The following is a 14,746-nucleotide window of genomic DNA, read 5'->3' on the forward strand; positions in this document are numbered from 1 at the left end:
CGAAAGTCATGGTTTGAGAAATAACGCAACGAAGGGGTCGTTTTGTCCTGCGCCTGTCATAACAGGTTCCTACGCTCCGCCTTACCGCATGACAGGGGATGCGGCCTCTAGCCAGTCGGCGTTACAACCACCGAGGAGCCACTGTCATGCGCAAGATCCTGGCCGCAGGCATCGCCTGCGTGCTATCCCTTTCGGCCGCCACCCTGGTGGTCGCCCAGCAGAACGCTCCGGCGGACGCGGCAAGCAGCGCGCTCGGGTTTGGCTGGGGCCACGGCGGGCACGGCAACGACCCGCGCACCGCCACCCCCATCAAGCACATCGTGGTGATCTTCCAGGAGAACGTCTCCTTCGATCATTACTTTGGCACCTACCCCTACGCCGGGAACGGACACGGCGAACCGGCCTTCTATGCGCGGCCGTTCACCCCCGGCGTCAACGGGCTGGACCGCAAGCTGCTCACCCGTAACCCGAACGCCACCAACAGCGCCAACGGCGATGCGGCCATCAACCCGTTCCGGCTGACCCGCGCCCAGGCGGCCACGGCCGACCAGGACCATGGCTACACCTCCGAGCAGCGCGCCTTCCACGGCGGCAAGATGGACCTGTTCCCGCTGTACACCGGCCACGGTGAAGCGCTGCCGGGTGGCGAAGCCTCGGAAGAGGGCCAGGGCCAGGTCATGGGCTATTACGACGGTAACACCGTCACCGCCTACTGGAACTATGCCCAGCATTTCGCCATGAGCGATAACAGCTACGGCACGGTGTTCGGCCCGTCGTCCCCGGGTGCGATCAACCTGATCTCGGGCCAGACCGCCGGTGTGGTCGACACGCTCAACGGCACCGGTGCGGAGACCGACGATGGCCACGGCGGCCTGACCATGATCGGCGATCCGGACCCGATCGGTGATGTGTGCTCGTCGCCCACCTCGAACCAGGCCACGATGGGTGGCCGCAACGTTGGCGACCTGCTGAACGATCGCAACGTGACCTGGGGCTGGTTCCAGGGTGGCTTCGACCTGACCCGCACCAATGCCGATGGCAGCACGGGCTGCGCGCGCCGCACGCTCTCGGCGGTGACCAAGACCAACTCGAACGATTACAGCCCGCACCACCAGCCGTTCCAGTACTACCCCTCCACGGCCAACCCGACGCACGCCCGCCCGACCTCGGTGGCGATGATCGGGAAGACCGATGCAGCGAACCACCAGTACGACATCGAGGATTTCTACGATGCGCTGGATGCGGGCAACCTGCCGGCGGTGAGCTTCCTGAAAGCGCCCGCTTACCAGGACGGTCATGCAGGTTATTCCGATCCGCTGGATGAGCAGGCCTTCGTGGTGAAGGTGATCAACGCCCTGCAGCAGAGCGGCGAGTGGAAGGACACGGCCGTGGTCATCGCGTATGACGACTCCGATGGCTGGTACGACCACCAGGATCCGCCGCACGTGCACGCCTCGACCGGTACCACCGATGCGCTCGACGGCGACGGTGTCTGCAAGGGCCGCACCGTGCTGCCGGGTATCGATGGCAAGACGCCGGCCATGGGCCGCTGCGGCTTCGGCCCGCGCCTGCCGCTGCTGGTCGTCTCGCCGTGGGCCCGCGATAACTTCGTGGACCACAACGTCACCGACCAGAGCTCGATCACGCGCTTCATCGAAGACAACTGGCTCGACGGAAAGCGCCTGGGCGGCGGTTCCAGCGATGCCACGGCGGGGCGTATCGACGCCATGTTCGATTTCTTCCTGCCACGCCTGTTCGAGCGCAAGCTGATCCTGGACGAGAAGACCGGCCAGCCCACCGCGTGGCCGTACGGAAACAAGCATGGGTGATCGCCGTCGTTTCCTGAAGACGGTGGGTTGCGTGGCCGCGACGGGATGGATCCCGTCGCGGCTTTTTGCGCATGACATGAAGCACATGCAGGCCGCGCCCGCGGGCAAGGTCGGCAACGACCTGTGCATGCACGCCATGGGCGATACCACCCACATGCCGGGACTGGTCGATCCGGCCAAGCTCGCGGCGTTCGTCGATCCGCTACCCATCCCACCTGTGTTGCGCCCGGAGCCGGGCAAGCTCCTTACCGTGCGCATGGCGGCCAGCAGCCAGAAGCTGCACCGCGATCTTGCGCCCACCGAATTGTGGACCTACAACGGCAGCTACCCCGGGCCGACGATTGAGGCGCGCAGCGGCCAGGCGTTCGACGTGGCCTGGGACAACGCGTTGCCCACGAAGCACTTTTTGCCAGTGGACCACAACATCTGCGGCGCGGAAGCCGACAAGCCCGAGGTGCGCGCGATCACCCACCTGCACGGGGCGAAAGTACCGCGCAAGGACGATGGTTATCCGGAAGATTGGTACGTGCCGGGGAAATCCCGCCGCCACCATTACCCGAACGCGCAGGACGCCGCCACGCTGTGGTACCACGACCACGCGATGGGTATTAACCGGCTGAACATGTACGCCGGGCTGATGGGGCTGTACCTGCTGCGCGATGAGCACGAGCTCTCGCTGGGCCTGCCTTCGGGTGAGTTCGAGTTACCGCTGATCATCGCCGACCGCTGGGTGCGCAACGACGGCCGGCTGTATTACCCCGATTCGGGTGACGCCAGCGCGCCATGGGTGCCGGAAGTGTTCGGCAACCTGACGTTAGTCAACGGCGCGATCCTTCCGCGTGCCGATGTGCAACCACGGCGCTACCGCCTGCGCGTGGTCAACGCGGCCAACGGGCGCTTCTATCATCTCCGCTTCAAGGACGGCCGGCCGTTCCAGGTCATCGGTTCGGATCAGGGCCTGCTCGCCGCACCGGCAACCCTGCGTGCCATTTTCCTCGCGCCTGGTGAGCGTGCCGACATCGTGGTGGACTTCGCCGCCCTCCGCGGGGGTACCGTGGAGCTGATGAACGACGCGCTGCCGCTGATGCGTTTCGCGGTGGGGCAGGGCCAGGTACAGGACGACAGCCGCGTGCCCGATGCGCTGCGTGACATCACCCGCTTTACTGAAACGAGTGCGGCGAAGACCCGCGAGATGACACTCGACGAATACAGTGATTGCGTGGCCACGCCGATGCTCATGCTGCTCAACGGCAAGCGCTGGCACGATCCGGTGACCGAGACGGTGAAGCTGGGTTCCACCGAGATGTGGAACCTGGTGAACCTCACCGAGGATACCCACCCGGTACACCTTCACCTGGTGCGGTTCCAGATCCTGGACCGGCGCCCGTATGACGTCGACGAGTACATGGAAAAGAAAACCATCCGCTACGTCGGCCCTGCCCAGCCACCCCCGCCGCACGAGCGCGGCTGGAAGGATGTGGTGCAGGCCTATCCCGGCATGGTGACGCGCATCGTGGCGACCTTCGATGGCTACGCCGGGCGATATGCCTGGCACTGCCACCTGGCCGAACACGAGGCCAACGAGATGATGCGGCCGTTCGAAGTGGTCGCGTAACGCTTGTGTAGGAGCGCGCTTGCGCGCGATCGGGCCTGCTGCAAGCACCCATCGCGCGCAAACGCGCCCCTGCATTTATTTGATTTGCTGTAGCGCGGCGTTATCCAGGCGAACCACGGGGTACGCACCCACCTTCTGCGCCGTGTACCACGGGCTGCGTTCGAAGAAGAACGACAGGCGTGCGCGCGGGCTTGCGGCAAACGCGGGATCAGCCGCGACCTTCGCGTCAAACTCGGCCTTGAGCGCAGGATTTTCCGCAATCATCTTGCGCGCCAGCGCTTCCATCACGCGCGGCTCGCCGTATTCCTTCGGTTCGAAGATCGCATCGAGATAGCCCCAGCGCAGCAGGGAGTCCGGGGCGCGCGCATCCAGCAGGTTCGCAGCGAGCACGGCCTCGGCATCGTCGGTGCGCACGATGACCGTGCCCGCGGGCAACGTCACCGTGGGCGTCGAAGCGGTGATGGTCACATCGCGCAGCATATGGTGGCCCTCGAACGGCTTCTCCGCCCACTTTGGGTCGGTAAGCATGTCCTGGGTCACCGGCACCTTCGCCGCCGCCTGTGTCCGGGTGTACGGGATGTGGTGCGCATCGAGCCGGGCGATGATCTTGGTCCATTGGGCCGGGATGGCCCACGCGGCCGGCAGCGGCGCGGCCACGTCGGGCTGCAGGTCGAGCCAGCTCTGGATCGCGTAGGTCTTTTTCTTCGTCGGGTCGTACTGGATCCACGTGTCGCCGGAGATGTCGCTCTTCGTCTGCGTGAACGCAAAGCCCTTCAGCGTGAACGGCTTCGGCGTGGGATCCGCCTTGAAGGTGACCGGGATCGATGCGCCCGGCGCCGCAGCGAGCGATGCCGCCCAGGCATCGGCATCCTTCGATGTCTTCAGCAGGGCCGCAGGATCCTTGTTGATCCCGCCGAGCACGGCGCGCACCACGTCGTAGGTGCCCTGCACACGCACGGCATAGGGCTTGAGCATGTGGGTCTCAACCAGCAGGCCGGCACGGTTGCGGATCGCGGCATAGCCGGTGGAGAAGCGCGGACCTGAGCCGAAGTTCTCGATGCCCTTGGTCGGGTCGCGCCCATCCTTGAACTCAAGGTAGGGCGATGCGAGGTGGCCCATCTTCTCGTAAGCCGGTATCGCGTCGCCTTCGATGACGTTCTTCTGCCATGCCGCTACAGAGGGCGGCAGTTTGTGTGCATCCTCGGTGTAGTAAGTCAGGTCGTACTGGTAGTCCGCACCGTCGGTGGTGTGGATATCGATCAGCAGATCGGGCTGCCACGTGTTCCACAGCTGCAGCCACGCGCGGGTTTCCGGGGCGTCGGCCTTCACGTAGTCACGGTTGAGGTTGAGGTACTGCGACTGGCCGCGGAAACCCATCTCGTCCGGGCCATTCTGGTTGATGCGGAAGTACGGGCCTGAATTCTCATGGCCATCCACGCTGTACACCGGGATGAACACCAGCACGGCGTGGTCGAGCAGGTGGGCCAGCTTGCCGGTGACGGCAAAGTCGCGCAGCAGCATCAGCCCCGCATCCTTGCCTTCGATCTCGCCCGGGTGGATGCCGGCCTGTAGCAGCACGATGGGTTTGCCCGCGGCACGGGCCTTCTCCGGGGTGAGGTCCCCATCCTTTGCCGCGACCACCACGGTCATGGGCCGGCCTTCTGGTGTGGTGCCGAAGGTCTGCATGGTCACTGTGCCGTGCGAGGCATCGGCCACGCGATGCAGATAGGCCACGGTATCGGCGTAGGAAGGCGTGGTATGGAAGGCGGAGGCCTCGGCCGGGGTGGTCCAGGCATCCTTCGCCGGGAGCGAGAGCGGGGCGGCGGCGAGTAGGGCAAGGAAAAGGCGGGTAGCGCGCATGGAACCTTCCGGGACGGGGAATCCGGCCATTGTGTGATTTTTTTCCGCGCCGGGCGAATCATGGGGGAAAGAGGAGGGGCCATGGCCGACGAGGAACGCCGACGACGATGTGAAACGCTGCTGCACGAGCACCGGCGGATCGTGTTCAAGGTGGCGGCCGTGTACGCCCGCCATGCGGATGACCGCCAGGACCTGGCGCAGGACATCGCGCTGCAGGTATGGCGATCGTTCGGTAGCTACGACCCGGGCCGCCCATTTGCGACCTGGATGTACCGGGTAGCGCTGAACGTGGGCTTGTCGCACGCACGCCGGGAGCGGGAGAAGCCGGCCCTGCTGGGTGCGGACGTGCTCGATGCGCTGGAAGGTGGCATGCCCATCGCCGAGCCGGACGAGCGGCTGGCGCAACTGGCCCGCGCGATCGAGGCCCTGGAGCCACTGGAGCGTGCACTGGCGCTGTTGTACCTGGATGAACTGCCCTACGCGGAGATCGCCGCCGTATTGGGCCTTAGCGAGACCAACGTGGGCACGCGTATCGCGCGCCTCAAGCAGCGCCTGCGCCGTCAGCTTGCCGGCCCGGCACCGGTTGAAAAGGGAGTACCGCATGGAACTTGATGAACTCAAAGAGGGCTGGGCGATCCTGGATCGGCGCCTGTCGGCGCTGGAGGTATCGCTGGTTGCCGGACGGGCCGTCTCCGGCGTGCGTTCGGAGCTGCGTCCGTTGCGCTGGGGCCAGGCCATGCAGGCCGCGCTGGGCGCCGGCCTGGCCCTGGCAGCCGGATCATTCTGGGTCGATCACCGCGATGCCGCGGGGCCGCTGGTGGCCGGGCTGCTCCTGCATGCCTACGGTATCGCCATGATCGTGGCGGCGGCGCGCAACCTGGTGCTTGCCGCACACGCCACCGAGACGGCACCGGTGCTCACGCTGCAGAAGCGGGTGGCCGAACTGCGGGCGTGGCGGATTCGGGAGGGCTACTGGTTTGGCGTCGTGGGGTGCTTTATGTGGGTACCAATGCTGGTCTGGGCGTTTGCCCTGCTGGGCGTGGATATCGTGGCCGCGCGCCCGGTCTTCATGGGGTTCAACGTGTTGGCGGGGTTCGTTTGCCTCGGCGGCTTCCTCGTCCTTTCCCGGTACATCAAGGCGCCCGAAGGTGGTTCAGTGCGGCGGGCCGGTGAGCGGCTGGAGGAACTCGCCCGCTTCACGGACAGTGGGCCGGTGTAAGGAGGCGCTAAGCTGGCTCTCCCGATAATCCGCCGTGTCCCTCTTTCCAAGGCCATGCCCGCGTGCACATCCTCCTCGTCGAAGACGACGCCCAGCTTGGCGACGCTATCCGCCGCGCGCTGGAACGGCTGGCGCACACCATCACGTGGCTGCGAGACGGCGAGGAGGCGCTGGCGGCCCTGCGTGAGCAGGAGGCCGACCTGGTCCTGCTGGATCTGGGCCTGCCGGGCAGGGATGGCCTGGACGTGCTGACCGAAGCACGCCGCCTGCGGGTTACCACGCCGGTCATCGTCATGTCCGCGCGCGATCAACTGGATTCGCGCATCCAGGTGCTCGATGCGGGCGCGGACGATTACCTGGTCAAGCCGTTCCACCTGGATGAACTCGCCGCGCGCATCCGCTCGCTATCGCGCCGCGCCCGTGGCGAGGCGGTGAACCGCCTCGAGGCTGGCGCGCTCAGCCTCGACCTGGGTACGTTCGATGTGACCTGGCGTGGCGCCAAGGTGGATCTGACCCGGCGCGAATTCGCGTTGCTGCAGGCGTTGATGGAGCGGGCAGGGCGAATCGTCCGCCGTGAGGCGCTGGAAACCACGCTGTATGGCCCGGATAACGCGGTAAGCACCAGCGCCCTCGAAGTATTGGTGCATGCGCTGCGCCGCAAACTGAGCCCGGAGGCGATCCAGACGGTGCGCGGCTTTGGCTATATGGTTCCGCGGGAGCCCACGTGAGGTCGTTGAGCCTTCGCTCGCGGTTGCTGCTGCTCATCATCGGCGTGCTGGCCGCCGTGCTGCTGCCGCTAGGCATGCTCAGCGCGCAGCGCACCCTCGAAGAAGTGGATGAACTTTCCGATGGCCGCCTGGCCCAGGCGGCGCGTACGCTTGAAGTGCTGGTGAACCGCATTGGTGTCACCCAGTTGCGCGAACAACGCACCGCCCGCCTGCTCGTCCCCAGCGTCTCCAACCATCCTGCCGAGCTGACCGTGCAGGGGCGCACTTACGAATCCGAAGTGGGCTTCCAGGTGTTTGACCGCGACGGCACCTTGCTGATGGCCACCGAAAATCTCTCGGGCGTGCCACGCACCCACGTGCCCGATGGCCAGTTCGAGGACATCACCCACGGCCGCTACACGTGGCGGGTGTTCACCCTGATCATGGAAGAGCAGGGCATCACGATCCGCGCCGGGGAGCGCTACGACAGCCGCCACGAGATCACCCACGCATTGTGGCTGGAGCATGGCCTGCCCACGTTGCTGGGCCTGCCCCTGCTGGCGTTACTGGTGGGCTGGGCCATTCGCCGCGGCCTGGGCCCGCTGGAGGATCTCGCCCACGCTCTCGCCGATCGTGAGCCGGGAAGCCGCGCACCCATCCACCTCGACGATGCGCCGGAAGAACTGAAACCGGTGATGGCGGCGCTGAACGACCAGATTTTCCGGCTGGAAAGTGCGCTGGAGCGCGAACGCCGGTTCAGTGCGGATGTGGCCCACGAGCTGCGCACGCCGCTCGCATCGACCATGATCAACCTGGAAAACGCACTGGCGTCGGCACGCCCGGATGAAGCGCAAGCCGCGCTGGAGGCGGCGCGCGAATGCCTGGTTTCGCTGGCTCGCCGCACGGAACAGCTGCTGGCGCTCGCCCGCCTGGAAGCCGGCGCCGCCTCCGGCCCGCGCGCGCGGGTCGATCTCGCGGCGCTGGCGCTGGATGTGGTGGACGAGCTCTCGCCGGTTATCGCGCGCGGTAACGTGGAACTGGCCATCGATCATCTGGAGGATGGGCTGGTGGTCGAGGGCTATCCGGTCGCCCTGGCCGCGTTGCTGCGTAACCTCCTCGATAATGCGTTCCGGCATGTTCCTGCCGGCGGGCATGTCGCCCTTTCCATCGCGCAGCGCGATACGCACGCGGTGATCGAGGTGGTGGACGATGGCCCGGGCATTCCCGCCGACCGCCGCGCAGGCATGTTCGGTCGTTTCCAGCGCGGCGCCGACACGCACGGCACCGGTTATGGCCTCGGACTTTCCATCGTGCAGCGTGCCGCGGAGTTGCACGGCGCTTCCGTCGAGCTGTTGGACCGCGACCACGGGCGCGGCCTGCGCGTGGTTGTGACGCTGCCATTGCAGGGCTAAAGGCCCCCAAGTCGGTTCATCCAAGCTTTTGCCGGTGCCGTGCGTGCATCCTCGGGAGCCACCCCCGTAGGAGCCAACGCGATGAAGAACACCGAAGCCGCCAAGACCCGCCGCAAGGGCGACCTGCTGACCCCCAGTGGTCTCGGTGCCGACGCGACGCGCGATATCTCAGCCGAACTGAATGCGCTGCTTGCCGATACGTTCGCGCTTTACCTGAAGACCAAGAACTTCCATTGGCATATGTCCGGTCCGCGCTTCCGTGACCTGCACCTGCTGCTGGATGAACAGTCCGACCAGATCTTCGCCATCACCGACGATATTGCCGAGCGCGTACGCAAGATCGGTGGCACGACGGTGCGTTCCATCGGCCATATCAGCCGCTTGCAGCGCCTTTCCGACAATGATGCGGATTTCGTCACGCCGCAGGACATGATCGCCGAGCTGCGCGAGGACAACATGCGCTTCATCGCGGCGCTGCGCGAGACGCATGGCGTGTGCGATGAGTATGCCGACGTGGCCACGGCCAGCCTGATCGAAAACTGGATCGACGAGGCCGAGCGCCGCGCATGGTTCTTGTTCGAGATTGCGCGCGAGAAATAAGCGTTCGCGCATGTCGAATCGCGTGCAAGCACGTCGGGAGGTTGCGGCTTCGCCGCCGTGTTTTTGAATCGCGTGCAAGCACGTCGGGACGCTGCGGCTTCGCCGCCGTGTTTTTGAATCGCGTGCAAGCACGCTCCTACAAACGCCGCTTCGTTGGATTTACGAGGACGCAAGTGTGGGAGCGCGCTTGCGCGCGATCGTTTTACCTCATTTCTTTGGGGTGGCGATGGCGCCGATCAGGTCCTTGCCTTCGCCGCGCACCAGGTGCGGGTACTTCAGGCCACCGTGGTAGTCCACCTTGATCGTCTGGTAGTCATCCACGTTCTTCACCAGGAACTCGATCGGCGTGGTCGTGTTCTTGCCATCGGCCACGGCATCCTTCAGCACCTGGCCTGAGAAATCCTTGCCGTTCACGGCCACGATCGTGACACCGGGAACCAGGCCCGCCTTCGCGGCGATGCCTTCCCACTGCGCATCGCGCACTTCGCCCTTATCCGAGACCTGGATGCCGAGCGAGTAGGACAGGTTGATCGCCTTGCGCAGCTTTTCCTGGGTCTGCGCGAACTCGCTCGGCTTGTCGTCGAACGCCAGCTTCCAGCCACCGCCTTCGATGCCCTTCTCAGGCATGGTATCGCCGGTGTAATCCAGGCGCTCGCGCAGGAACTTCGCCCAGTCGTACGGCTGCACGTCGTTAAGGGTCTTCACCACGTCATCGAACGTGTAGGTCTTGGGCGTGTAGTTGCCGCTATCCATGCCGAAGAACGCCTTGGCGAACTCATCCAGGGTGTGCTTGCCGCCCGAGAGATCGCGGATCTTCGTATCCACGTCCAGCCACAACATCTGGCCTTCCGGGTAGTAATCCGAGCTGCGGCGGAAGTTCACCCAGCCCGACGAGCCACGCGACGAAAGCGGGATGCCATCGGCCGTATCCTGCAGCGAGCGCCACTGGCGGCCCGTGCGCGCGCCCATATCGGCGGCGATCGAGGCCAGCGAATCGCGCCACTGGTCGGTCGTCCAGATGCCCGAGCGCGCGGTGAGGACACCGGCCCAGTAATCGGTCATGCCTTCGTAAACCCAGAGCAGGTCATCCTGCATCGGCTCGGTGAAGGTCGGCGTCCACAGATCGGCCGGGCGGCGGAACTTGCCGTTCCACGAGTGGATGTACTCGTGTGGCAGCAGTGTGCCGGCGGCGGCGTGCACCTTGGGATCGGTCAGGAAGTTCGCGAACAGGCGATCATCGCTGGACTGGTGGTGCTCCAGGCCAAAGTGGCCCGTATGGTCGGAAACGACCAGCAGGAAATCGTAATGGCCGTAGTGGTGTGCGCCGAACAACTTGTTCGCCTGTACCACCAGGTTGCGCTGCGGCGCGATCTGCTTGTCGGTGATCTTCACGCTCTCGGCGGTCTCACCCACGATATCCAGGTGCACCGGCACGGACTGGCCCGGGGCAAGATCCACGCGGTTGAAGTACTGCCCGGCGATCAGCGGGGAATCCACGAAGTTCTCGTAGCTCACCGGTTTGAACTTCACGGTATCGCCATCCTGCGATGCGGTTTCCAGTGCGGTGGCGAACTTCCAGCCCGCCGGCAGCTTCACGCTCGGCTCGATGTTGATCTTGCTGGTGTAGTAGCCAGCGGGGTAGAACGATACCTCGTTGAACTCCAGCGGGATGTAGTGCGGCGTGGCCGAATCCAGGTAATCGAAGCTCAGGTCGAGCCTGTCCACGCCCTCGGGTACATCGACGTGGAAGGCGAACATTTCCTTCAGGTCGCGGCGCCAGGGGATCTTCTTGCCGTTCGCCGTTACCTGCAAGCCGGCGACATTGGCCAGCGGGCCGCTCGGGCCGTGCTCGCCGGGAATCCACTTCGGGTAGTACAGGATGGTGTGGCCGGGCGACACCGGAATGCTCTCGCGCACGTGCAGCAGGTGGCGCGCCTGGTCCGTAAGGTCCACGGTGACCGAAAGATTGCCCTTGTAGGCCTGGTCCACCGGGGCGGGAAGCTCCTGGGCGAACGCGGCGGGGGCGGCGATGGCAAGCGCAAGGGCGGAGGCAAGCGTGGCACGGCGAAGGGTAAAGCGCATGGGGTGGATCCCGGCGGCGGATGAAGCCCCGATGGTGGAACGGGTGGACCCGGCGACGTATATGCCAGAGGTCACGGGCGTTTGAAACGGGGGGCTTCGACCAGGCTGGCAGCGCCGCTACGATGGCAGGCATGAAAGCACCCACCCTCCGGCGCATCCTCAACGCCTGGCCCCCGTTCCTGTTTGCCGGCATCCGCGTCCTGCGGTTCGATGATTACCGCTATGCGAAGGTGAAGCTCAAGCTCGCCTGGTACAACCGCAATTACGTGCGAACCCAGTTCGGCGGCAACCTGTTTTCCATGACCGATCCGTTCTGGATGATCATGGTGCTGAAGAGCCTGGGCAACGATTACATCGTATGGGACCAGGCCGGCGAGATCCGCTTCGTGGCCCCTGGCCGTGAAGACGTCTATGCGGAATTCCGCGTGGAAGACGCCATGCTCGACGAAATCCGCGCCGAGTGCGCCGATGGGCAGAAGCACCTGCGCTGGTTCGATACCGATATCCGCACGGCCTCGGGCGAGCTTATCGCCACGGTGCGCAAGCAGCTGTACGTGAGGCGGAAGAAGCCCAAGGGGTGACGTAAGCCCTTGCGCCTGCCAGTATCGATGACCGGGACAACCACGGGATATCGATCGATGGGTGACGCCGTTTCGAGCCGCCGCGCCTTCCTGCGCGCTTCCGCCATGGGCACGCTGGCCTCCTTCGTGCCGTTGGCGGCCACTGCTGCGACAGGCGCGCCGGGCGCCGCCACGCCGGGCAAGGCCGCACCCGCCACGCCACTGTTTCCGCCCGCACCACTCGCGCCCCAGCCGCTGCAACTTCTGCCGGCCGGCTCGATCGCACCCGCCGGGTGGCTCCGCCGGCAGCTGCAGATCCAGGCGGATGGCCTGGGCGGGCATGTCGACGAGACCTGGCCCGATCTGGGCCCCGAAAGCGGCTGGCTCGGTGGCAAGGGCGAATCGTGGGAGCGAGGCCCTTACTTCCTCGATGGCCTGCTGCCGCTCGCCTGGCAACTGGATTCGGCACCGTTGAAGGCCAAGGCGCAGCGCTTCATCGACTGGACACTGGGCAGCGCGCAACCCAACGGCATGTTCGGCCCGCGCAGCAATGACGACTGGTGGCCGCGCATGGTGATGCTGAAGGTGCTCGCGCAGTACCAGGAGCTCACCGGCGATGCGCGCGTCATCCCGTTCATGACGAACTACTTCCACTACCAGCTCCAGGCCATGCCGGAGCGCCCGCTGCGCGACTGGGGCCGCATGCGCTGGCAGGATGAAGTGGCCGTGGTGCTCTGGCTGTACACGCGCACACAGGACCCAAAGCTGATGGAGCTGGCGCACTTGCTGAAAAAGCAGGGCTACGACTGGCAGGGCATGTTCGCCAACTTCACGTTCAAGGAAAAGGTGGACGTGAAGGCGCTGGAAGCGAAGATGCGCAGCGGCGGCGACGTGTTCATGGTGGACGACGGGCTGCAGGTGCATGGCGTGAACAACGGCCAGGCCCTGAAGGCTTCGCCGGTGTGGTCGCTGGTATCGCGCAGCGCGGATGACCGGGCCGCTATCCATCACCAGCTGGCGATGCTTGATACCTACCACGGCCTGCCGAACGGCATGTTCTCCTGCGATGAGCACCTGGCCGGGCGCAGTCCCTCACAGGGTGTGGAACTCTGCACCGTGGTCGAGGCGATGTACTCGCTGGAGATGTCACTGGCCATCACCGGCGACGCGGCGCTGGGCGATCGCATCGAACGCATCGCCTACAACGCCCTGCCCGGTACCTTCACCGACGACATGTGGGCCCACCAGTACGACCAGCAGCCCAATCAGGTAGAGGTCAGCCTGCACCGCCGCCCGTGGACGACCAATGGCCCGGAGGCCAACCTGTTCGGCCTCGATCCGCACTTCGGCTGCTGCACCGCCAACTTCCACCAGGGATGGCCCAAGCTCACCGCCGCGCTGTGGATGGCGACGAGCGATGGTGGGCTCGCGGCAACGGTGTATGCACCGTGCAACGTATCGACGGTGGTCCGCGACGTGCCGGTTGCCATCGAACAGACGACGGACTACCCGTTCCGCGGCGATATCGCGATCACCCTATCGCCTGACCATGCGCTGGCGTTCCCGCTTCGCCTGCGCGTACCGGCATGGTGCAAGCAGCCATCCATCAAGGTAAACGGCGCGGCCGTCGCGGTGAAGGCCGGGGCCGGCTTCCACACGATCGAGCGCACGTGGAAGCCGGGTGACCGCATCGCGCTGTCGTTCCCGGCGGAGGTGGTGACGGAACGGGGCTACAACAACGCCGTGACCTTCTTGCGCGGCCCGCTGGTGTTCTCGCTGCCGATCGGCGAAGCATGGGTGAAGTGGCGCCCGCGTGGCTTGACCAACGATTGGCAGGTGTACCCCACGACGGCATGGAACTATGGCGTCGCGCTTGAAGCGGATGCCGAGGAACACCCGATCGGCGCGCGTCCGTTCGCAGGAGCAACGCCCGCAGTGACGCTGAGCGTGCGCGGCCGCCCGGTGGCGTGGAAGGCGGAAGAGGGTGCGGCGGACCCGGTGCCTGAGAAAGTCACAGCCACCAGCGAACCGGAAACCACGCTGAAGCTCGTGCCTTATGCGGGCGCCAAGCTGCGTATCACCGCGTTCCCGGCCATCGCATAACGGTGCCCGCATAACCCTGTAGGAGCGGGGGGGGGGGGGGGGTGGGGGGGGGGCGGGGGGGGCCCCCCCCCCCCCCCCCGCCCCGCCCCCCGGGGGGGGGGGGGGGGGGGGGGGGGGGGGTTTTTTGTTTTGTCGGTATATGTGGCGCCCCGCCTGGCCCTCCCTCAGCGCCCCCCACACCCCCCACACCCCCCCCCCCCCGGCTTGGGCGGGGGGGGGGGGGGGGGCCGCCCCCCCTCCCCCCCCCCCCCCCCCCCCCCCCCCCCCCCCCCCGCTCCTACAGGTTACCTGGCTAGCCAGCGGGAGACGAACGCCTCGCCACGTAGCGCGGCGTGAACCGCATCCACCAGTTCATCGCCGGCGGCGGCCTTGATGACGAAGCCGCGCCCGACCGCTAGCGCATGGCGCACAATCTCGGGATCGTCGTGCACGCTGACGAAGACCACGGGCAACCCCGGTAGCGAACGCACCAGCTGGCTGGCCGCTTCGATGCCATCCAGGCCCGGCATGCCGATATCGGTAACGACCACGTCCGGGCGCAGGCGCGAGGCCAGCGTAACCAGCGATTCGCCATCGGTGACCGCGGCCAGCAGGTCAAAATCGGCCGTTAGCAAGCTTACGATCGCGCGGGCGATCGCAGGGTGATCTTCCGCCAGCACGAGGGTAGGGCGGCGGGAAGGCTGGGCACAGGCTTCCATGGATCGACTGTGGATCCGTACCCTGCTTTCCAACAGCGTAAACGCACGCCCCGCCCACTGC

12 protein-coding genes are annotated in these 14,746 nt (G+C 65.9%); 9 read left to right on the forward strand and 3 right to left on the reverse strand.

Annotation, left to right across the window (positions count from 1 at the left end):
• Window positions 1-146: 146 nt before the first annotated feature.
• Both ABIE56_RS15190 and ABIE56_RS15195 read left to right on the forward strand, forming a co-directional pair.
• Complete coding sequence (locus ABIE56_RS15190; RefSeq protein ID WP_429244626.1) at window positions 147-1,829, forward strand: phospholipase C; 1,683 nt, start codon at window positions 147-149, stop codon at window positions 1,827-1,829.
• On the forward strand, window positions 1,822-3,444 hold the full coding sequence (locus tag ABIE56_RS15195; RefSeq protein ID WP_429244627.1) for a multicopper oxidase family protein: 1,623 nt from the start codon (window positions 1,822-1,824) through the stop codon (window positions 3,442-3,444). The genes ABIE56_RS15190 and ABIE56_RS15195 overlap by 8 nt, the downstream gene beginning before the upstream one ends.
• Window positions 3,445-3,519: 75 nt before the next feature.
• Here the strand turns inward: ABIE56_RS15195 and ABIE56_RS15200 are convergent, their stop codons facing one another.
• Window positions 3,520-5,304, reverse strand: a complete 1,785-nt coding sequence (locus ABIE56_RS15200) for a M14 family metallopeptidase (protein ID WP_429244628.1) — start codon at window positions 5,302-5,304, stop codon at window positions 3,520-3,522.
• An 81-nt stretch (window positions 5,305-5,385) separates the two neighbouring features.
• Between ABIE56_RS15200 and ABIE56_RS15205 the strand changes: the two genes are divergently transcribed.
• From ABIE56_RS15205 to ABIE56_RS15225, 5 genes are all read left to right on the forward strand, one after another.
• A complete protein-coding gene (locus ABIE56_RS15205; RefSeq protein WP_429244629.1) occupies window positions 5,386-5,916 on the forward strand; it encodes an RNA polymerase sigma factor in 531 nt (176 codons plus the stop codon).
• Window positions 5,906-6,523, forward strand: a complete 618-nt coding sequence (locus ABIE56_RS15210; protein ID WP_429244630.1) for a hypothetical protein — start codon at window positions 5,906-5,908, stop codon at window positions 6,521-6,523. Before ABIE56_RS15205 ends, ABIE56_RS15210 begins: the two co-directional genes overlap by 11 nt.
• A 62-nt stretch (window positions 6,524-6,585) precedes the next feature.
• Window positions 6,586-7,251 (forward strand): response regulator, encoded by a 666-nt coding sequence (locus ABIE56_RS15215; protein ID WP_429244631.1) that lies wholly within the window; start codon window positions 6,586-6,588, stop codon window positions 7,249-7,251.
• On the forward strand, window positions 7,248-8,642 hold the full coding sequence (locus ABIE56_RS15220; protein WP_429244632.1) for a sensor histidine kinase: 1,395 nt from the start codon (window positions 7,248-7,250) through the stop codon (window positions 8,640-8,642). The genes ABIE56_RS15215 and ABIE56_RS15220 overlap by 4 nt, the downstream gene beginning before the upstream one ends.
• Before the next feature lie 81 nt (window positions 8,643-8,723).
• Window positions 8,724-9,242: a Dps family protein gene (locus tag ABIE56_RS15225; protein WP_429244633.1), complete on the forward strand. Its 519-nt coding sequence runs from the start codon at window positions 8,724-8,726 to the stop codon at window positions 9,240-9,242.
• 207 nt (window positions 9,243-9,449) lie between these two features.
• On the opposite strand, the gene ABIE56_RS15230 is transcribed toward ABIE56_RS15225, so the two are convergent.
• A complete protein-coding gene (locus ABIE56_RS15230; protein ID WP_429244634.1) occupies window positions 9,450-11,324 on the reverse strand; it encodes a M61 family metallopeptidase in 1,875 nt (624 codons plus the stop codon).
• 131 nt (window positions 11,325-11,455) lie between these two features.
• Between ABIE56_RS15230 and ABIE56_RS15235 the strand changes: the two genes are divergently transcribed.
• Both ABIE56_RS15235 and ABIE56_RS15240 read left to right on the forward strand, forming a co-directional pair.
• A complete protein-coding gene (locus ABIE56_RS15235; protein WP_429244635.1) occupies window positions 11,456-11,905 on the forward strand; it encodes a DUF4442 domain-containing protein in 450 nt (149 codons plus the stop codon).
• Between the two features lie 57 nt (window positions 11,906-11,962).
• Window positions 11,963-13,987 (forward strand): beta-L-arabinofuranosidase domain-containing protein, encoded by a 2,025-nt coding sequence (locus ABIE56_RS15240; RefSeq protein ID WP_429244636.1) that lies wholly within the window; start codon window positions 11,963-11,965, stop codon window positions 13,985-13,987.
• A gap of 284 nt (window positions 13,988-14,271) precedes the next feature.
• Here the strand turns inward: ABIE56_RS15240 and ABIE56_RS15245 are convergent, their stop codons facing one another.
• Window positions 14,272-14,685 (reverse strand): response regulator, encoded by a 414-nt coding sequence (locus ABIE56_RS15245; RefSeq protein WP_429244637.1) that lies wholly within the window; start codon window positions 14,683-14,685, stop codon window positions 14,272-14,274.
• Window positions 14,686-14,746: the final 61 nt, after the last annotated feature.

This window comes from Luteibacter sp. 621, assembly GCF_050435445.1.
In the GTDB taxonomy this organism is placed as follows: domain Bacteria; phylum Pseudomonadota; class Gammaproteobacteria; order Xanthomonadales; family Rhodanobacteraceae; genus Luteibacter.

What these genes read in the sequence shown, in the direction of transcription:
- ABIE56_RS15190 (WP_429244626.1), top strand. Translation starts at nt 147, where the DNA reads ATGCGCAAGATCCTGGCCGCAGGCATCGCCTGCGTGCTATCCCTTTCG.
- ABIE56_RS15195 (WP_429244627.1), top strand. Translation starts at nt 1,822, where the DNA reads ATGGGTGATCGCCGTCGTTTCCTGAAGACGGTGGGTTGCGTGGCCGCG.
- ABIE56_RS15200 (WP_429244628.1), bottom strand. Translation starts at nt 5,304, where the DNA reads ATGCGCGCTACCCGCCTTTTCCTTGCCCTACTCGCCGCCGCCCCGCTC.
- ABIE56_RS15205 (WP_429244629.1), top strand. Translation starts at nt 5,386, where the DNA reads ATGGCCGACGAGGAACGCCGACGACGATGTGAAACGCTGCTGCACGAG.
- ABIE56_RS15210 (WP_429244630.1), top strand. Translation starts at nt 5,906, where the DNA reads ATGGAACTTGATGAACTCAAAGAGGGCTGGGCGATCCTGGATCGGCGC.
- ABIE56_RS15225 (WP_429244633.1), top strand. Translation starts at nt 8,724, where the DNA reads ATGAAGAACACCGAAGCCGCCAAGACCCGCCGCAAGGGCGACCTGCTG.
- ABIE56_RS15230 (WP_429244634.1), bottom strand. Translation starts at nt 11,324, where the DNA reads ATGCGCTTTACCCTTCGCCGTGCCACGCTTGCCTCCGCCCTTGCGCTT.
- ABIE56_RS15235 (WP_429244635.1), top strand. Translation starts at nt 11,456, where the DNA reads ATGAAAGCACCCACCCTCCGGCGCATCCTCAACGCCTGGCCCCCGTTC.
- ABIE56_RS15240 (WP_429244636.1), top strand. Translation starts at nt 11,963, where the DNA reads ATGGGTGACGCCGTTTCGAGCCGCCGCGCCTTCCTGCGCGCTTCCGCC.
- ABIE56_RS15245 (WP_429244637.1), bottom strand. Translation starts at nt 14,685, where the DNA reads ATGGAAGCCTGTGCCCAGCCTTCCCGCCGCCCTACCCTCGTGCTGGCG.